Here is a 19,459-nt window from a genome sequence, read left to right as displayed (position 1 = left end):
TTATAGAGAGAAGCTTCCATATGGCTGAAAGAAGCTTTAAATGAAGGGTAACAGAAAGCTAATCCTGAGAGCAGCTAATCACTGCCGTCTTGCCACGTTACGGCACCATGAGGTGATGAATTGATTGTTATTGTAATCAATTCATAATTAGGGTGGTATCGCGAGTTAACTCTCGTCCCTTTTATAGGGGCGGGAGTTTTTTATATTTAAGGAGGAAAATACAATGAAACAACTAACAGGCGCACAAATTCGTCAAATGTTTTTAGACTTTTTCCAAGAAAAAGGACATGCAGTAGAACCTAGTGCATCACTAGTTCCACATGAAGATCCATCTCTTCTATGGATTAATAGTGGTGTAGCTACATTAAAAAAATATTTTGATGGACGTGTAATCCCACAAAATCCACGTATTACAAATGCTCAAAAATCAATTCGTACAAACGATATTGAAAATGTAGGGAAAACAGCTCGTCACCATACATTCTTTGAAATGTTAGGAAACTTCTCAATCGGTGATTACTTCAAAGAAGAAGCAATTACATGGGCTTGGGAATTCTTAACGAGCGACAAATGGATCGGATTCAATAAAGAATTACTATCAGTTACAATCCATCCAGAAGATGAAGAAGCATTCACAATTTGGAATGAGAAAATGGGCGTTCCAAAAGAGCGTATTATCCGCTTAGAAGAAAACTTCTGGGATATCGGTGAAGGACCAAGTGGACCGAATACAGAGATTTTCTATGACCGCGGAGAAGCTTACGGTAATGACTTTAGTGACCCAGAATTATATCCAGGCGGAGAAAACGAGCGTTACTTAGAAGTATGGAACCTTGTATTCTCTCAATTTAATCATAATCCAGATGGTTCATATACACCACTTCCTAAGAAAAATATTGATACAGGGATGGGTCTAGAACGTATGACATCTATCGTTCAAGATGTGCCTACGAACTTTGATACAGATCTATTCATGCCGATGATTGGTGCAACAGAATCAATTTCTGGTGAGAAATATCGTAATGGCGATTTAGAAAAAGATATGGCGTTTAAAGTAATTGCTGACCATATCCGTACAGTAACATTTGCTGTTGGTGACGGTGCTCTTCCTTCTAACGAAGGCCGTGGTTATGTATTACGTCGTTTATTACGCCGCGCTGTTCGTTATTCGAAGAAATTAAACATTAACCGTCCATTCATGTTTGAATTAGTACCGGTTGTTGGAGAAGTAATGAAAGACTTCTATCCAGAAGTACTTGAAAAGAAAGATTTCATTGCGAAAGTTGTGAAAAACGAAGAAGAGCGTTTCCATGAAACACTTCATGATGGTGAAGCAATTTTAGCTGAAGTTATTACAAAAGCAAAAGAAGAAAAAACAACTGTTATTTCTGGAGTAGATGCGTTCCGTCTATATGACACATACGGTTTCCCAATCGAATTAACAGAAGAATATGCAGAAGAAGCTGGTATGACAGTTGACCAAGAAGGCTTCGAAAATGAAATGGAAAAACAACGTGAGCGTGCACGTGCTGCTCGTCAAGACGTTGATTCAATGCAAGTTCAAGGCGGTGTACTTGGAGAAGTTAAAGTAGCGAGTGAGTTCGTTGGTTACGGTACAGTTGCAACAGAAAGTAACGTTGTTGCACTTGTGAAAAACGGCGAATACACAGACAGCTTACAAGCTGGTGAAGAAGGACAATTAATGCTTGATGTAACACCATTCTATGCTGAGAGCGGTGGACAAATTGCAGACCGTGGTTACCTTCTTGCTGATGGCGTGAAAGTTCTTGTAAAAGACGTGCAAAAAGCACCAAATGGTCAAAACTTACACAAAGTTGTTGTTGAAGAAGGTACATTAACGAAAGATGCGGCTGTGAAAGCTATTATCGATACGAAAAACCGTAGTAGCGTTGTGAAAAATCATACAGCAACTCACTTACTACACCAAGCATTAAAAGATGTACTTGGAACACACGTTAACCAAGCAGGTTCTCTTGTAACTTCTGAACGTTTACGCTTTGACTTCTCTCACTTCGGTCAAGTACAAGCTGACGAATTAGAAAAAATTGAGCGTATGGTAAACGAGAAAATTTGGGAAAGTATTGATGTTGAGATTTCTCAAAAAGCAATCGAAGAAGCGAAAGAAATGGGCGCAATGGCATTATTCGGTGAAAAATACGGTGATGTTGTACGCGTTGTACAAGTTGGCGATTACAGCTTAGAGCTTTGTGGTGGTTGTCACGTTGATAATACAGCTTCTATCGGTATTTTCAAAATCGTTGCTGAGTCTGGTATCGGTGCAGGAACTCGTCGTATTGAAGCAGTAACTGGTAAGTCTGCATACGAATTAATGAACGATCAAGTAGGTTTATTAAAAGAAGCAGCAGGAAAAATGAAAACAAATCCGAAAGATATCTTAACAAGAGTTGATGGTCTATTTGCTGAAGTAAAACAACTTCAAAAAGAAAACGAATCTCTTGCTGCGAAATTAAGCAATATCGAAGCTGGAAACTTAACTGATTCTGTAATGACAGTTGATGGCGTAAATGTATTAGCAGCGAAAGTAAATGTTGCAGATATGAATAACTTACGTACGATGATGGATGATCTAAAAAATAAATTAGAGTCAGCAGTTGTTGTATTAGCGTCTGTTAATGACGATAAAGTAAACATCCTAGCAGGTGTAACGAAAGACTTAATTGGCCAAGGTTACCATGCTGGTAAACTTGTGAAAGAAGTAGCTTCTCGTTGCGGCGGTGGCGGTGGTGGCCGTCCTGATATGGCACAAGCAGGCGGTAAAAACCCAGCTCAAGTCGAAGAAGCTTTAGCATTTGTACAAGAGTACGTTAAATCTGTTTCAAAATAAAGAGATAGTAGTGTACAATGGTAGGGAGAGGAGAAGTTCTTCTCCCTATACTTACTATATAAGTGAGGTGCTTGAAATGGACGGTTTTGATAAAACAATGAAGTTTAGCATTCAAGATGAAAAACAGAGTGTCCATGTAAATGATGTACTTTTAACTGTGTATGATGCACTTCAAGAAAAAGGCTATAATCCGATTAACCAAATCGTCGGTTATTTATTAAGTGGAGACCCAGCATACATACCTCGCCATAAAGATGCACGTAGCATCGTTCGCAAGCTTGAACGTGATGAGATTATTGAAGAGCTTGTGAAGTCTTACTTGAAACATCATCGTGAGGAGTAGTTTATGCGGATATTAGGTTTAGATGTAGGTACAAAAACAGTCGGAGTTGCAATTAGCGACGAAATGGGCTGGACAGCACAAGGATTAGAAACAATTAAGATTAACGAAGAACGAGGTCACTTTGGTTTTGATCGTATTTCTGAGTTAGTAAAGCAGTACAATGTGGATAAAATAGTAGTAGGTTTACCTAAAAATATGAATGGTACAATTGGCCCACGTGGTGAAGCGTGCCAACAATTTGCAGAAAACCTACGAGAGCTGTTACAATTAGACGTTGTAATGTGGGACGAGCGTTTGTCAACGATGGCAGCGGAACGTCTACTCATTTCAGCTGATGTAAGTCGTAAGAAGCGAAAACAAGTAATCGATAAGATGGCTGCAGTCGTAATCTTACAAGGATTTTTAGATAGTAAATAAGAGGTGACCAAAATGGAAGAAAATCAAATTACAATTGTAGACGAAAAAGGTAACGAACATTTATGTGAAATTATTTTCACTTTTGATGCTGAAAAATTTGGTAAAAAATCATATGTAGTCTTCTCTCCAATCGGTGAAGTAGACGAAGATGGAGACCCAATTTATGATGCAATGGCTTATGAGCAAAATGAAGAAGAGGGCGGAAGCTTACTTCCAATCGAATCTGAAGAAGAGTGGGAAATGGTACAAGAAATGTTCAACACTCTTGCTGATGAGCAAGAAGCTGAATAATAGGTACTGAAAAGATGGACGACATACAGTCCATCTTTTTTTGTATTTATATGTAAAATGAAAGATTTTTTGTCGAAACTGTGTAAGTCTTTGTAGTATAATGAGACGGATTGTAGAAAAATAAAGTGTCTATTAAAAAAGATAAGTGAATTTGTTGCGTTTTTACATCGTGCTGTATAGAAAGGTGTACATACGGTCTACAATTAAGTAAGGAGGAAATGTTTTGATAGAGAATCAAGTGAAAAAGAAGCGTAGACGCATCTTTTTATTTTCGATTATTGCACTGCTTTTAGTTTGTGGTTCAGTCTATGCGTATATTTCATCCGCATTAGGACCAGTTGATAGCGGGAATAAAAAAGAGATTGAAGTAGAAATTCCGAAAGGATCATCTACAAGTAAAATTGGAGAAATTTTAGAAGAAAAAGGCGCTGTAAAAAACGGTACAGTTTTTAGTTTTTATACAAAGGCTAAATCGAAAAGTTTACAAGCAGGTACATATTTATTAAACCCTTCAATGAATGCTGAAGATGTGATCGAACAAATGTCATCTGGCAACGTGCATCGTCCAGCTCTTTATAAAGTGACGATTAAAGAAGGGGCGCAAGTAACTGAAATTGCAGAAACGATTGCGACAGAACTAAAGTGGAATAAAGATGATGTTACGCGTCAATTAAACGATAAAGCATTTATTCAAAAAATGCAGCAAAAGTATCCGAAGTTATTAACGGATAAAATCTTTGATAGTAATATTAAATACCCATTAGAAGGTTATTTATATCCTGCAACGTATTCGTTTTATAAGAAAGATACAACGTTAGAAGAAATTGTAATTCCGATGCTTGAGAAAACAAATGCAATCATTGTTCAAAATGAGGCGAAAATGAAAGCGAAGAACTGGGATGTTCATCAGCTTTTAACATTATCTTCACTTATTGAAGAAGAGGCAACTGGTTTTACAGATCGTCAAAAGATCGCTAGTGTCTTTTATAATCGTTTAGCAAAAGGTATGCCGCTTCAAACGGATCCAACGGTATTATATGCACTTGGAAAGCATAAACAACGTGTATTATACGAAGACTTAAAGGTCAACTCACCGTACAATACGTATGTTGTAAAAGGATTGCCGGTAGGGCCAATCGCAAACTCTGGTAAACATTCAGTGGAAGCTGCGTTAGAACCTGCGCAAACAGATTATTATTATTTCTTAGCTGCACCAAGTGGTGAAGTGTACTATGCGAAAACATTAGAAGAGCATAATGCATTAAAGCAAAAATACATTACGAAAAAACAGTGAAATGGGGAGGGATAGCGAAAAAAGTCGCACATCCCTCTTTTTTGTGGTAAAATATATCGGGTTAAAAACTGGCAGAAGAATCGTTTTTAATATCAAAACGGGACGTACAAGCTAAGGGTAAAGCTGGCTTGTATTTTTATTGCATTCTATGTGGGAAAAGACGTCATAGAGGCACTTCTCCATGTAAATAAGGAGGACCATTTATGGAGGATGCAGTTAACGAGTACCTATTATCATTTATTGATCCGAAAGATAAATTAATTCTTGAAATGGAAGAATATGCAACCGAAAATCATGTGCCGATTATGGATCGACTTGGAATGGAATTTATGCTGCAATTTTTACGTTTAATTGGACCGAAAAGCATTTTAGAACTTGGAACAGCAATCGGTTATTCTAGTATTCGTATGATGCAAGCTATTCCAAATTCACGTATTGTGACAGTTGAGCGCAATCGTGAGCGATATGAAAAAGCACTTGAATATATAGAACGTTCCCCAGTAACAGATCGTATTTCAGTTATTTACGGTGATGCGTTAGAGACAGGTGAACAAGTAAAAGAACACGGGACATTTGACGTTATTTTTATTGATGCAGCAAAAGGACAGTATCGTCGCTTTTTTGACTTATATGAACCGTTATTAAATCCTGGTGGCGTAATTATTTCAGATAATGTTATGTACCATGGTCTTGTAACGACAAAAGAGAAGATTGAAAACAGACGTACACGTGGTTTAATCCGTCGTATTAAGACGTACAATGAGTGGCTTATGAACCATGAAGGATATGATACAACGATTTTCCCAATTGGTGATGGAGTAGCTGTTAGTAAAAAGAGAGGGTGACCAAGGTATGAAGAAACCTGAATTGTTAGTAACGCCAAGAGCGGTGGCGGATATCGAACTTCTTGCGAAAGCAGGAGCAGATGCGGTAATGATCGGTGAGCAAAAGTTTGGTTTACGTTTAGCAGGGGAGTTTTCACGTGAAGATGTAAAACAAACTGTGAAGATTGCGCATGAAAATGGTGTGAAAGTATACGTAGCAATGAACGCTATGTTCCACAACGATAAAGTAGAAGAATTAACAGATTACGTTTCATTTTTAAATGAAGTAAATGTAGATGCAATTGTTTTCGGAGATCCAGCAGTATTAATGGCTGTTCGCGAAGTAGCGCCAAATATGCAGTTGCACTGGAATACAGAAACGACAGCAACGAATTGGTTCACTTGTAATTACTGGGGACAAAGAGGAGCGAAGCGTGCTGTATTAGCTCGTGAGCTGAGCTTAGATGAAATTGTTGATTTAAAAGAAAATGCTGAAGTGGAACTAGAAGTACAAATTCACGGTATGACTTGTATGTTCCAATCGAAGCGTTCATTAGTAGGAAACTACTTTGAGTATCAAGGACGTAATCTTGACATTGAAAAGAAAAAATATGAAGAGAATATGTTCTTATATGACCCAGAGCGTAATAATAAATATCCAATCTATGAAGATGAAAATGGTACTCATATTATGAGTCCGAACGATATTTGTTTCATCGATGAATTAGAGGAACTAATCGAAGCTGAAGTTGACAGCTTAAAAATCGATGGTGTACTAAAAAGTTCTGAATACATTATTGAAGTAACGAAGAAATATCGTCAAGCGATTGATTTATGCGTAGAAGATCGTGATGCGTATTATGACGTGAAAGATGCTCTATATAAAGAAATAGAAGAAATGCAACCAGTAAATCGTCCGTTAGACACAGGATTCTTCTTTAAAGAAACGGTTTACTAAACGAGGAGGGTGTAGGAAATGACTGTACAAGAAATTTCACGAGTGATCGATGGCAAGCGCGTTATTGTGAAGAAACCTGAACTGTTAATCCCTGCGGGTAACTTAGAAAAATTAAAAGTAGCTATCCATTATGGGGCAGATGCTGTATATTTAGGTGGACAAGAATTTGGTCTTCGTTCGAATGCAGGTAACTTTACGCTGGAAGATATGGCAGAAGGCGTTGAATTTGCAAAGAAATATGGAGCGAAAATATATGTAACAACAAATATTTTCGCACATAATGAAAATATGGACGGGCTAGAGGAATATTTAAAAGGGATTGAAAAAGCTGGCGTAACGGGAATTATCGTTGCTGATCCGCTTATCATTGAGACGTGTAAACGTGTAGCGCCTTCTGTTGAGGTGCATTTAAGCACACAGCAATCACTATCCAACTGGAAAGCAGCACAGTATTGGAAAGAAGAAGGTTTACATCGTCTTGTATTAGCTCGTGAAGCAAGCTATGAAGAAATGAAAGAAATTAAAGACAAAGTGGATATTGAAATTGAAGCATTCGTCCATGGTGCAATGTGTATCGCATATTCAGGAAGATGTACACTAAGTAACCATATGACAGCGCGTGACTCTAATCGTGGCGGTTGTTGCCAATCTTGCCGCTGGGATTATGATTTAGTTCAAACAGTATCACAACATAAAGATGCAAAAGAGCTTCCTCTATTCCAAGAAGAAGATGCTCACTTTGCGATGAGTCCAAAAGATTTAAATTTAATTTTATCAATTCCGAAAATGATTGAAATTGGAATCGATAGTTTAAAGGTAGAAGGACGTATGAAATCAATCCATTACGTAGCGACTGTAGCAACTGTATATCGTAAAGTAATTGATGCTTATTGTGCGGATCCGGATAACTTTGAGTTTAAACAAGAATGGTTAGATGAGCTTGATAAATGTGCAAATCGTGATACAGCTCCTGCATTCTTTGAAGGGGTTCCAGGACATCAAGAGCAAATGTTTGGAAATCATAGTAAGAAAACAACGTATGATTTTGCTGGTTTAGTGTTAGATTATAATGAAGAAACGGGCATCGTAACGCTTGAGCAACGTAATCATTTCAAACCAGGACATGAAGTGGAGTTCTTTGGACCAGAAATAGAAAACTTTACGCAGACGGTGGAGAAAATTTGGGATGAGGATGGAAACGAATTAGATGCAGCGAGACATCCGTTGCAAATCGTGAAATTCAAAGTGGATCAACCAGTGTATGTGAATAATATGATGCGCAAAAGCATACTTCAATAAGAAAGAGTGGTAGTCGAATGGGGACGAATAAGCCTGTTGTAATTGGAATCGCTGGTGGTTCAGGATCAGGAAAAACAAGTGTAACGAAAGCGATTTTTGACCATTTTAAAGGTCATTCCATTTTAATCTTGGAGCAAGATTATTATTACAAAGATCAAAGCCATTTACCAATGGAAGAGCGTTTAAAAACAAATTATGATCATCCGCTTGCGTTTGATAATGATCTGTTAATTGAACATTTGCAGCAGTTGCTTGCATATGAGCAAATTGATAAGCCTGTATATGACTATACATTGCATACGCGTTCAGAAGAAATTATTCCAGTTGAGCCGAAAGATGTAATTATTTTAGAAGGAATTCTTATTTTAGAAGACCCACGTCTTTGTGAGTTGATGGACATTAAGTTATTCGTTGATACAGATGCTGACCTTCGTATTCTGCGCCGCATGCAGCGTGATATTAAAGAGCGCGGTCGTACGATGGATTCAGTTATTGATCAGTACGTAACTGTTGTACGTCCAATGCACAATCAATTTATTGAGCCTTCTAAGAAGTTTGCGGATATTATTATCCCTGAAGGTGGACAAAACCATGTTGCAATTGATATTATGGTGACAAAAATTGCAACAATTCTTGAACAAAAAGTAAATTTGTAATAGCATAGTAAAAGATATACGGTAGGAAGGGATTTTTTCCCTTCCCATCGAATACAATGAAACATGCAACCTCATCTATATATAGGTGAGGGCATATTTATATCAACTTTCCATACATATCTTCTTTATATAAAGAAGAATTGGAAATACGGGGTTGTATGTGACAACTCCGCTAGTGCGAGGGTACTAGAAACCTCCGCTAACAATGGAAGCGGAGGAGTTTTCATATGGAACTCCTCTTTTTTTCGGGGGATTGGTATATAAAAGGAGTGGAAAATATGTCAACAGAAAAAACATACCCTATGACGCAAGAGGGTAAGCAAAAACTAGAGAACGAACTTGAGCAATTAAAAACAGTAAGACGTAAAGAAGTAGTAGAACGTATTAAAATCGCACGTAGCTTCGGGGACCTTTCTGAGAACTCTGAGTACGATGCAGCAAAAGATGAGCAAGCGTTCGTAGAAGGACGTATTACACAATTAGAAAATATGATTCGTAATGCAGTTATCATTAAAGATACTGGCGAAGTATCAACTGTTGTTACATTAGGTAAAACAGTAACATTTAAAGAATTACCAAACGGAGATGAAGAAGCGTACACAATCGTAGGTAGCGCGGAAGCTGATCCATTTGAAGGAAGAATTTCTAACGATTCTCCAATCGCAAAAAGCTTATTAGGTAAGCAAATTGGTGAGAAAGTAACAATCCAAACACCAGGCGGGGAAATGCAAGTAGAGATTGTCTCTGTAAAATAATAAAAAAATCACTCGTGTAAAAACGAGTGATTTTTTTATTTGTATAAAAGATGAAACACTCCGTCCAAACTATAATAGACGAGGTGTTTTTTTATGAAAATAAAACGGAGAATTACAATTGTTTTAATTTGTTTTATGGGCATTATGTTTTTATTGCTTTGTCGTTTAATTCAAATCCAAATTATAGATACAGAATCATTTACTGATCGCAAAATAAATTTAATTGAAAAAAGTGTTACGCAACGTACGCAATACATTGCAGTAGACGATGGACGTGGGCAGTTTATAGATCGTAGTGGTAAAGAAATAGGTGAGGAAAAGTATCCTGTTTTAATTGTTTTTTCATTTTTACAAATAAAAAATGACATGTTAGAGAAAATCGCGCATATCATTGGTGTGTCGAGACAAGAGATCAGAAGACAAATGAAAAATAAAAAAAATGCATTTATACTGCAAGGGGAAACTGCTCCATTTCGAGTGACACGAGAGCAGATGGAGAAGGTGAATCAATTACATGTATTAGGTATTGTAGCAGCTGAAGTGCGATTAAAACAAACTGGGGAGATAAATCATTTAATTGGTGATGTAGGGGAGAACGAAAGAGAATTTCAAAAGCGATATGGAGAAGTGAAAAAAATTTCAAAACAAACGCCGATAGGTATTTCAGGATTACAGCAATCATTTGATGAATTTTTATTGACTGATGGAGAGGCAAAAGTATTGTATCAAGTAGATCGGCAAGGAGAACCAATTTTCGGAAAGCAAGCGAAGTATACTTCACCAGGAAATCCATTTTACCCAGTTAGGATTCAAACTACTTTACATAAAGGGTTGCAGCAAAAAGCAGAAGAAGTGATTGAAGCAAATGAAATAAAGAAGGGGGGATTAGTATTACTTGATGTAAAGACAAATGAAATATTAGCGATGGTCAGTAAGCCGTCTTTACAAGTAAGAGATAAGAATTTATATAAGACTACACTTGAAAATCAAATGTTAACGCCGCATTTTCCAGGCTCTGTTTTTAAAACAGTAGTTGCAGCTGCAGTCATTGATCAAAAAGTAAATTTGTTTAATCGGACATTTAATTGTAATAAAGATTTATATGGTGAAAACGACCCACAAGTTATGATGGGTACACTTAACTTCAAAGAGAGCTTTGCTAGGAGCTGTAACAGGACATTTTCCGAGTTAGGTAACGAGCTATTACAAAAGGATAGGACGGTGCTAGAAACATACGTAGCAGCTTTAGGAGCAAATGAAAAGGTTGGATGGAAAGGTTCTGTATTTCATACACCTCATTTCGAGCAAATGCCAGAAGAAAAAGGCACTACTATTTGGGGGAATGAAGAAAACAAAAATAGTAAAAAAGCGGTAGAGCAAACAGCGATTGGACAGAAAGATGTACGTATATCACCTCTAGCAATTGCAAATATGATGGCGACGATTGCGAGGAATGGAGAAAAAATGGAAGTGAAAGCTGTTGAAAAAATAGTATATAAAAATGGAGCGGATTTTTTTACATTTGAGAACCATACGTTACATGGAAAACAGCTTTCGTATGAAACAGTGAAAACATTACAAGAGTTATTAAGAGGCGTTGTAACAAGGGAGAAAGGAACAGGAACGGCATTCCGTTCGTTGCCGCTCAGTGTCGCTGGAAAATCGGGGACAGCGCAAACAGGGAAAGGGACGAGGGTGAATCGCTGGTTTGCAGGTTATTTTCCGTATGAGAATCCAAGATATGCTTTAGTTGTTGTTGATCTAGAGACTGATAACAAAGTGAATAAAGTCACACCTATTTTTAAAGATATGGTAGGAGCAATCTATCAATTGGAGAATGAAAAGTAATCTTGCAATTTATAGTGAATTGTTTTCATTTCATGAAAATATCATTGTAAATGTTCAACCTTTCTAGATTTAATGTTACAATAGCAATTAGGAAAAACTGCATGGAGGTTTGGAGAATGGCAGGAGGATCAAGATTCCAACAGAAACAACAAAAACGTCGTCAAAACGGTGTTTTAAATATTGCAATCGCTATTGTATTACTATTAGTAGCTATTGTAGCATATCAATTGTTCGTTCCTAGTACGAAAGAGCAAGCATCTTCTACTGATAAGAAAGTCTCTCAACAAACAACAAAGAATGAGAAAGCTGGAAAATCAGAAGATAAAGAATCTGCTAAGAAAAAAGAAAAAGAAAAAGAGCAAGCAGAAGCTAAGCAAAAAGCTGAAGAAGAGAAGTTAAAGGCTGAGGAAGAAAAGAAAAAAGCTGAAGAAGAAGCGAAAGCTAACGAGAAAGTATCAGCTGAAAAAACTGTATCCAAGGCAAAAGAGGCTTATACAAAACCTTCTTGGAAAGCTGTAGGAACAGAACAAGGTTCATCACCAGCGATGACGTTTAAACAGGGGTCATCAGATTGGAATGAGATGCAAAGTGCAATTGCTGCAGGTATTGAAGTACCGAAGGAGCAATTAGTATTCCATTTTGTTGGAAGAGACAAAACTGGAAAGAGTAAAGCTTATGGTGACGTTCAAGATAAGCAAAGTGGAAAAAGATATTACGTAAATATTGATTGGGTAGACAATGAGGGCTGGAAACCAGTACTTGTTCAAACTCTAAACTAAAAAAGAGAAGCTCCTTAGGAGCTTCTCTTTTTTAGTTAACGCAATTTCTTTAATTTAAAATGAACAACCGCGCTATAATACGGTCTTTTGCTTTCAGGATCCATAACCATTTGATGTGAGATGTGATGAACTTCAAGCATAAGTGCTTTATTATTATCGATTTGTTCACTAATTTTTCGTTCTAAAGAAGCTAAGTCTCCCGCTTCAAAAAATTCTACTTTATCTTCTAACATTTCAAAGGTAAATGACATGAAGACGGCCCCTCTCCTATGTAATCAACTATAGTGTAACAAAGAAAAGAAGGAAATACCATGTACATTTCAATTGACATTTTTAGAAAGAGGGAATATCATACTGATAAAACCGATAAGAAAAAGGGGAATTTTTATGGGCACAGAATTTAATGGTTTATTTGATGAGTGGGCTCATACGTACGACTCATTCGTACAAGGCGAAGATATACAATATAAAGAAGTTTTCGCCCATTATGAGGATATTCTAGAGGATGTAGTTAACAAGTCATTTGGTAATGTATTAGAATTTGGTGTCGGTACAGGTAATTTAACAAATAAATTATTACTTGCTGGCCGCACAGTTTACGGTATAGAACCGTCGCGTGAAATGCGTATGATTGCAAAAGAGAAATTGCCAAAAGAATTTTCGATTACAGAAGGTGATTTTCTTTCGTTTGAAGTCCCAAATTCAATTGATACCATTGTAAGCACCTATGCATTTCATCATTTAACAGATGATGAAAAAAATGTAGCGGTTGCGAAGTATAGTCAATTGCTAAACAAAGGTGGTAAAATAGTGTTTGCTGATACGATATTTGCAGATCAAGATGCATATGATAAAACTGTTGAAACAGCAAAACAAAGAGGTTTTCACCAGTTAGCAAACGATTTGCAAACGGAATACTATACACGTATTCCAGTTATGCAGACTATTTTTGAAAACAATGGCTTCCATGTAACGTTTACGAGATTAAATCATTTCGTTTGGGTAATGGAGGCAACTAAGCAATAGAAAGAGGGATTAGATTGAGAATTGCTGTAATTGGAGCAATGGAAGAAGAAGTACGTATTTTACGTGACAAATTAGAACAAGCAGAGACAGAAACGGTTGCAGGTTGTGAATTTACGAAAGGACTATTAGCAGGACATGAAGTAATCTTGTTAAAGTCTGGTATTGGTAAAGTAAACGCAGCGATGTCAACGACAATTTTATTAGAAAAATATAAGCCTGAAAAAGTAATTAATACTGGTTCAGCTGGTGGATTCCATCATTCTCTAAACGTTGGTGATGTAGTTATTTCCACTGAAGTTCGTCACCATGACGTAGATGTAACAGCATTTAACTATGAATATGGTCAAGTACCAGGAATGCCGCCTGGATTTAAAGCTGATGAGGCGTTAGTTGCATTAGCTGAGAAATGTATGCAAACTGAAGAAAATATTCAAGTTGTAAAAGGCATGATTGCAACAGGCGATTCATTTATGAGTGATCCGAACCGCGTTGCAGCCATCCGTGATAAATTTGAAAATCTTTATGCGGTAGAAATGGAAGCAGCAGCTGTCGCACAAGTATGCCACCAATATGAAGTTCCGTTTGTTATCATTCGCGCACTTTCTGATATTGCTGGTAAAGAATCAAATGTTTCATTTGATCAGTTTTTAGATCAAGCAGCTCTTCATTCTACAAACTTTATCGTAAAAGTGTTAGAAGAGTTAAAGTAATGTAACAAAAAGGCAACTGTCTCATATAAAGAAAATACATACAGTTGCCTTTTCTTTATTGGCAAACAAGGGGGAGAACACGATGAATGTATATCGTGGAGTTCATGAGTTAATTGGTCATACACCAATTGTAGAAATTACTCGTTTTTCACTTCCGAAAGGGGTCCGCTTATTTGCAAAGCTTGAATTTTATAACCCAGGCGGAAGCGTTAAGGATCGTTTAGGAAGAGAATTAATCGAAGATGCGCTAGAAAAAGGGCTTGTTACCCAAGGTGGAACAATTATTGAACCGACTGCTGGGAATACTGGTATTGGACTGGCACTTGCAGCATTAGAACATGATTTACGTGTTATCGTTTGTGTACCAGAGAAATTTAGTATTGAAAAACAAGAATTAATGAAAGCACTAGGTGCAACGGTCGTCCATACACCGACTGAGCAAGGAATGACCGGTGCAATTGCAAAAGCAAAAGAATTAGTAAATGAAATACCGAATTCATACTCTCCAAGTCAGTTTGCGAATGAAGCAAACCCGCGTGCTTATTTCAAAACACTAGGTCCTGAACTTTGGGATGCACTGAATGGAGAGATTAACATATTTGTTGCTGGAGCAGGAACTGGCGGTACGTTTATGGGGACTGCATCTTATTTGAAAGAAAAAAATATAGATATTAAAACAGTTATCGTAGAGCCAGAAGGATCTATTTTAAATGGTGGTAAGGCTGGTTCACATGAGACCGAAGGAATTGGACTGGAATTTATCCCGCCATTTTTGAAGACATCTTATTTTGATGAAATTCATACGATTTCTGATCGAAATGCATTTTTACGAGTGAAAGAATTAGCGCAAAAAGAAGGACTTCTCGTTGGGAGCTCTTCAGGAGCAGCATTTCATGCGAGTTTACTTGAGGCAGAGAAGGCAGCACCAGGTACAAATATTGTAACCATTTTTCCTGATAGTAGTGAGCGCTATTTAAGTAAAGACATATACAAAGGATGGGAATAAAAAATGAGAGCAAAGACAAAGTTAATTCATGGTATTCGCATAGGAGAACCTTCAACTGGATCTGTAAACGTACCGATCTATCAAACAAGTACGTACAAACAAGAAGCGGTTGGTAAGCATCAAGGATATGAATATTCACGTACAGGTAACCCAACACGTGCAGCTTTAGAAGAAATGATTGCTGTATTAGAAAATGGTCATGCTGGATTTGCATTCGGTTCTGGAATGGCTGCTATTACAGCGACAATTATGTTGTTCTCAAAAGGTGACCACGTTATTTTAACAGATGATGTTTATGGTGGAACGTATCGTGTTATTACGAAAGTATTAAACCGCTTCGGTATTGAACATACATTTGTAGACACAACAAACTTAGAGGAAGTTGTAGAAGCAATTCGTCCAAATACGAAAGCGATCTATGTGGAAACACCAACGAACCCATTACTAAAAATTACTGATATTAAGAAAATATCTACTCTTGCTAAAGAGAAAGATTTATTAACAATTATTGATAATACATTCATGACGCCATATTGGCAGTCGCCGATTTCTTTAGGAGCAGACATTGTACTTCATAGTGCAACGAAATATTTAGGAGGTCATAGTGACGTAGTTGCAGGTCTAGTAGTGGTAAATAGCCCACAACTAGCAGAAGACCTTCACTTTGTACAAAACTCAACAGGAGGTATTCTTGGACCACAAGATAGCTTCTTACTACTTCGCGGTTTAAAAACATTAGGAATTCGTATGGAAGAACATGAAACGAATTCACGCGCTATTGCTGAATTCTTAAATAATCATCCAAAAGTAAATAAAGTATATTACCCAGGTCTTGAATCACATCAAAACCATGAATTAGCAACAGAACAAGCAAATGGATTTGGTGCTATTATTTCGTTTGATGTAGATAGTGAGGAAACATTAAATAAAGTACTTGAGAAACTGCAATACTTTACACTTGCTGAAAGCTTAGGAGCAGTAGAAAGTTTAATTTCTATCCCATCTCAAATGACACATGCATCAATCCCAGCGGATCGCCGTAAAGAATTAGGAATTACAGATACATTAATTCGTATTTCTGTCGGTATTGAAGATGGTGAAGATTTAATTGAAGATTTAGCACAAGCGCTAGCGTAATAAAAAATGCACTGCTAATGTGGAGCAGTGCATTTTTATTATGTTAATTTGTGAAATATTTCACAAATTAGACATACACAAATGAAATGATTTCATGTATATTGAATTCATGAAATGTTATTCACGAGTAAACTTGTGAAATGTTTCACAAACAATGGGATTCATGTAGGACGGTAACTCTATTTTTTTTCGCTAATCGGGACTTATTATGACCTGTAGGGACTTATAAAGACCGTGATAACAGAATAGGAGGAAATTTACATGGTAGTCAAAGAGAAAGTTGTCAATGAAATGCAAGAGGTAAAAGAGATGATTGATACGTTAGTAAATAACGGTCAACAAGCTTTACAAGCATTAGAAAGTTTTACACAAGAGCAGATTGACAACATTGTTCATGAAATGGCATTAGCAGGTGTTGATCAACATATGCCACTTGCAAAATTGGCTGTTGAAGAAACAGGCCGTGGTGTCTATGAAGACAAATGCATTAAAAATATTTTTGCCACTGAATATATTTGGCATAGTATAAAGCAAGATAAAACGGTAGGAATTATTCACGAAGATCCTCATGAAGAAATAATAGAAATTGCAGAACCTGTCGGTGTAGTAGCTGGGGTAACACCAGTAACGAATCCAACGTCGACAACAATGTTTAAAGCGTTGATTGCGATAAAAACGAGAAATCCAATTATTTTCGCATTTCATCCTTCTGCACAAAATTGTTCGGTGGCAGCAGCGAAAACCGTATATGATGCAGCAATGAAAGCTGGTGCACCAAAACATTGTATTCAATGGATTGAAAGACCGTCTGTCGAAGCGACGAAACAATTAATGAACCATGAGGGTGTGGCACTCGTTCTAGCAACTGGAGGCGCTGGTATGGTGAAATCAGCTTACTCTACTGGAAAACCAGCGCTAGGTGTAGGTCCTGGTAATGTACCGTGTTATATAGAAAAATCAGCACATGTAAAACGAGCTGTTAATGATTTAATTTTATCGAAAACATTTGATAACGGTATGATTTGTGCATCGGAACAAGCAATCATTGTCGATAAAGAAATCTATGATGATGTTAAAACAGAAATGATCGAAAACAATTGTTACTTTGTAACAGAAGAAGAAAGAAAAAAATTAGAAAAGCTCGTTATAAATGAAAATACATGTGCAGTAAATAGTGATATTGTAGGAAAATCAGCACAGTATATTGCCGAATTAGTTGGGATTACTGTTCCTGAACATACAAAAATGCTTGTAGCTGAAATTCAAGGTATTGGAGCAGCATACCCGTTATCTCGTGAGAAACTGAGCCCAGTATTAGCCTGTGTGAAGGCGAATTCATTAGAAAAAGGATTTACATATTGCGAAGAAATGTTGAACCTCGGTGGTTTAGGACATTCAGCAGTTATTCATTCTACAAATAAAGAAGTGCAAAAGCAATTTGGATTACGTATGAAAGCTTGCCGTCTCATTGTAAATGCACCTTCATCACAAGGTGGAATAGGGGATATATATAACGGATTTATTCCATCACTTACACTTGGTTGTGGTTCTTACGGAAAAAATTCAGTTTCCCAAAATGTAACAGCGACTCATTTATTAAATATAAAAAGGCTGGCAAATAGAAAAAAGAATATGCAGTGGTTCAAATTGCCGCCAAAAATTTATTTTGAAAAACATGCTACAGCGTATTTAGCAAATATGCCTAACATTTCACGTGCATTTATTGTAACGGATCCTGGAATGGTTGAACATGGCTATGTGGATACAGTCACGCACTATTTAAACAAGCATGCAAATGATGTGAAAATTGAAGTTTTCTTTGAGGTCGAACCAGATCCATCAGATGAAACTGTCTTTAAAGGTGCGGAAATGATGAGAAGCTTTAAGCCAGATGTAATTATCGCACTTGGTGGTGGTTCAGCTATGGATGCAGCAAAAGGAATGTGGTTATTCTATGAGCATCCAGAAACGACATTCTATGGCATTAAACAGAAGTTTTTAGATATAAGAAAACGTACATGTAAATATTCGGAATTAGGAAATAAGGCGCAGTTTGTTGCGATTCCAACAACATCAGGAACAGGATCAGAAGTGACACCATTTGCGGTTATTACAGATAAGAAAAATAATATAAAGTATCCGCTCGCAGATTATGAATTAACACCAGATGTAGCAATTGTTGATCCACAATTTGTAATGACAGTACCACCACATGTAACAGCAGATACTGGTATGGATGTTTTAACACATGCAATTGAGGCGTATGTGTCTGTTATGGCAAATGACTATACAGATGGATTAGCATTAAAAGCTATTGATCTCGTATTCAAATATTTACCGAGAGCATATAAAGATGGAAATGATGAAGAAGCACGGGAAAAAATGCATAACGCTTCTGCAATTGCAGGGATGGCATTTGCAAATGCTTTTCTAGGTATTAATCACAGCTTAGCACATAAAATTGGTCCAGAATTCCATATTCCGCACGGACGTGCAAATGCAATTCTTATGCCGCATGTAGTCCGCTATAATGCTATTAAGCCAAGAAAACACGCATTGTTCCCAAAATATGAGCACTTTGTAGCAGATGAACGCTATGCACATATTGCGAGAATGCTCGGGCTTCCAGCAAGCTCAGTAGCAGAAGGTGTGGAATCACTCGTCAAAGCAATTATTGAGCTTGGAAAAAGCTTAAATATTAATATGAGTATTGCAGGACAAGGGGTAGATAAAGAGCAATTTGAAGAGGTTGTTGGAGTATTAGCAGAAAGAGCTTTTGAAGATCAATGTACAACTGCTAATCCAAAGTTACCGCTTATTTCAGAGCTGAAAGAAATTTATATGGAAGCATATAAAGGTGAATAATGATTAAAAAAGAGCCGCAGAAAGCGGCTCTTTTTTTGTTGGAAAACATCTCCCAGAATGGCTGTATTTACTGGTCTTTCAGTTTCATAGAATATGATAAAGTGAAATGGAGGAGTGAGAATATAATGAAAGAATTACAAGGAAAAATAGAAGATTATACTCGGTTTGGACAAATTCTTCTCGCTGTAAGTACATTGTTAATGGTTGGCTTGTTGATTCCGGATGGAGCAAAAGAGACAATCCAATTTTTTGTTATGATGGGGAGCATCGTTATATTTTTAAGTTTATCGTTCTTTTTCTTTCAGCGTGTGAAAGTGATGCGTGACCAGTTAGAGGAAAACGAATGTGAATAATATTGTTAACTAGAGCGCGGCGAAAAGAAAGA

At 37.0% G+C, this 19,459-nt stretch carries 19 protein-coding genes and 1 other annotated feature (1 of these 20 cut by a window edge); of the genes, 18 read left to right on the top strand and 1 reads right to left on the bottom strand.

All coding sequences use genetic code 11. The features are described 5' to 3' along the window. Window positions 1–183: a binding site (T-box leader), on the top strand; it begins 37 nt to the left of the window's first position. 40 nt (window positions 184–223) lie between these two features. The 12 genes from alaS (at window position 224) to ACS2FK_RS03540 (ending at window position 12,330) form a co-directional block, all read left to right on the top strand. Further along, a complete protein-coding gene (alaS, locus tag ACS2FK_RS03595; protein ID WP_000811849.1) occupies window positions 224–2,866 on the top strand; it encodes an alanine--tRNA ligase in 2,643 nt (880 codons plus the stop codon). A gap of 76 nt (window positions 2,867–2,942) precedes the next feature. Beyond that, window positions 2,943–3,209 (top strand): IreB family regulatory phosphoprotein, encoded by a 267-nt coding sequence (locus ACS2FK_RS03590; RefSeq protein WP_000348591.1) that lies wholly within the window; start codon window positions 2,943–2,945, stop codon window positions 3,207–3,209. A gap of 3 nt (window positions 3,210–3,212) precedes the next feature. Next, entirely contained in the window at window positions 3,213–3,626 is a 414-nt protein-coding gene (ruvX, locus tag ACS2FK_RS03585; protein ID WP_001221193.1) for a Holliday junction resolvase RuvX, read from the top strand. A 12-nt stretch (window positions 3,627–3,638) separates the two neighbouring features. Further along, the gene (locus ACS2FK_RS03580; RefSeq protein WP_000392245.1) at window positions 3,639–3,917 is read left to right on the top strand and encodes a DUF1292 domain-containing protein; all 279 of its coding nucleotides are present in this window, start codon (window positions 3,639–3,641) and stop codon (window positions 3,915–3,917) included. A gap of 223 nt (window positions 3,918–4,140) precedes the next feature. Continuing rightward, a complete protein-coding gene (gene mltG, locus ACS2FK_RS03575) occupies window positions 4,141–5,211 on the top strand; it encodes an endolytic transglycosylase MltG (protein ID WP_000572135.1) in 1,071 nt (356 codons plus the stop codon). Between the two features lie 203 nt (window positions 5,212–5,414). Then, window positions 5,415–6,056, top strand: a complete 642-nt coding sequence (locus ACS2FK_RS03570; RefSeq protein ID WP_000389102.1) for an O-methyltransferase — start codon at window positions 5,415–5,417, stop codon at window positions 6,054–6,056. A 7-nt stretch (window positions 6,057–6,063) separates the two neighbouring features. Continuing rightward, complete coding sequence (locus tag ACS2FK_RS03565) at window positions 6,064–6,993, top strand: peptidase U32 family protein (protein WP_000742793.1); 930 nt, start codon at window positions 6,064–6,066, stop codon at window positions 6,991–6,993. Between the two features lie 18 nt (window positions 6,994–7,011). Then, window positions 7,012–8,292, top strand: a complete 1,281-nt coding sequence (locus ACS2FK_RS03560) for a peptidase U32 family protein (protein ID WP_000217961.1) — start codon at window positions 7,012–7,014, stop codon at window positions 8,290–8,292. A 17-nt stretch (window positions 8,293–8,309) separates the two neighbouring features. Beyond that, complete coding sequence (gene udk / locus ACS2FK_RS03555; RefSeq protein WP_000537080.1) at window positions 8,310–8,948, top strand: uridine kinase; 639 nt, start codon at window positions 8,310–8,312, stop codon at window positions 8,946–8,948. 278 nt (window positions 8,949–9,226) lie between these two features. Next, window positions 9,227–9,703 (top strand): transcription elongation factor GreA, encoded by a 477-nt coding sequence (gene greA / locus ACS2FK_RS03550; protein ID WP_000102591.1) that lies wholly within the window; start codon window positions 9,227–9,229, stop codon window positions 9,701–9,703. A 93-nt stretch (window positions 9,704–9,796) separates the two neighbouring features. Beyond that, the gene (locus ACS2FK_RS03545; protein ID WP_063548668.1) at window positions 9,797–11,551 is read left to right on the top strand and encodes a peptidoglycan D,D-transpeptidase FtsI family protein; all 1,755 of its coding nucleotides are present in this window, start codon (window positions 9,797–9,799) and stop codon (window positions 11,549–11,551) included. A gap of 116 nt (window positions 11,552–11,667) precedes the next feature. Continuing rightward, window positions 11,668–12,330: a YrrS family protein gene (locus ACS2FK_RS03540; protein WP_000897094.1), complete on the top strand. Its 663-nt coding sequence runs from the start codon at window positions 11,668–11,670 to the stop codon at window positions 12,328–12,330. Window positions 12,331–12,365: 35 nt separating this feature from the next. On the opposite strand, the gene ACS2FK_RS03535 is transcribed toward ACS2FK_RS03540, so the two are convergent. Beyond that, complete coding sequence (locus ACS2FK_RS03535; protein WP_000010984.1) at window positions 12,366–12,581, bottom strand: YrzA family protein; 216 nt, start codon at window positions 12,579–12,581, stop codon at window positions 12,366–12,368. A 136-nt stretch (window positions 12,582–12,717) separates the two neighbouring features. Between ACS2FK_RS03535 and ACS2FK_RS03530 the strand changes: the two genes are divergently transcribed. The 6 genes from ACS2FK_RS03530 to ACS2FK_RS03505 all read left to right on the top strand — a co-directional run bounded on the left by ACS2FK_RS03530 (window position 12,718) and on the right by ACS2FK_RS03505 (window position 19,427). After that, window positions 12,718–13,356, top strand: a complete 639-nt coding sequence (locus ACS2FK_RS03530) for a class I SAM-dependent DNA methyltransferase (protein ID WP_000536323.1) — start codon at window positions 12,718–12,720, stop codon at window positions 13,354–13,356. Between the two features lie 14 nt (window positions 13,357–13,370). Then, window positions 13,371–14,066 carry a 5'-methylthioadenosine/S-adenosylhomocysteine nucleosidase gene (gene mtnN, locus ACS2FK_RS03525; RefSeq protein ID WP_001217027.1) on the top strand — a complete coding sequence of 232 codons (696 nt, stop codon included), beginning with the start codon at window positions 13,371–13,373 and terminating at the stop codon, window positions 14,064–14,066. Between the two features lie 82 nt (window positions 14,067–14,148). Further along, complete coding sequence (locus ACS2FK_RS03520; protein WP_001103877.1) at window positions 14,149–15,072, top strand: O-acetylserine dependent cystathionine beta-synthase; 924 nt, start codon at window positions 14,149–14,151, stop codon at window positions 15,070–15,072. A gap of 3 nt (window positions 15,073–15,075) precedes the next feature. Next, entirely contained in the window at window positions 15,076–16,209 is a 1,134-nt protein-coding gene (locus tag ACS2FK_RS03515; protein WP_001201921.1) for a bifunctional cystathionine gamma-lyase/homocysteine desulfhydrase, read from the top strand. A gap of 261 nt (window positions 16,210–16,470) precedes the next feature. Then, entirely contained in the window at window positions 16,471–19,074 is a 2,604-nt protein-coding gene (gene adhE / locus ACS2FK_RS03510) for a bifunctional acetaldehyde-CoA/alcohol dehydrogenase (RefSeq protein WP_000260464.1), read from the top strand. Window positions 19,075–19,199: 125 nt separating this feature from the next. Next, window positions 19,200–19,427, top strand: coding sequence for a YrhC family protein (locus tag ACS2FK_RS03505; RefSeq protein WP_000661454.1), 228 nt, complete (start codon window positions 19,200–19,202; stop codon window positions 19,425–19,427). Window positions 19,428–19,459 lie beyond the last annotated feature (32 nt).

Source organism: Bacillus cereus group sp. BceL220 (assembly GCF_051776965.1).
Lineage (GTDB): Bacteria > Bacillota > Bacilli > Bacillales > Bacillaceae_G > Bacillus_A > Bacillus_A cereus.
This window is presented reverse-complemented; position numbering and strand designations above follow the sequence as displayed.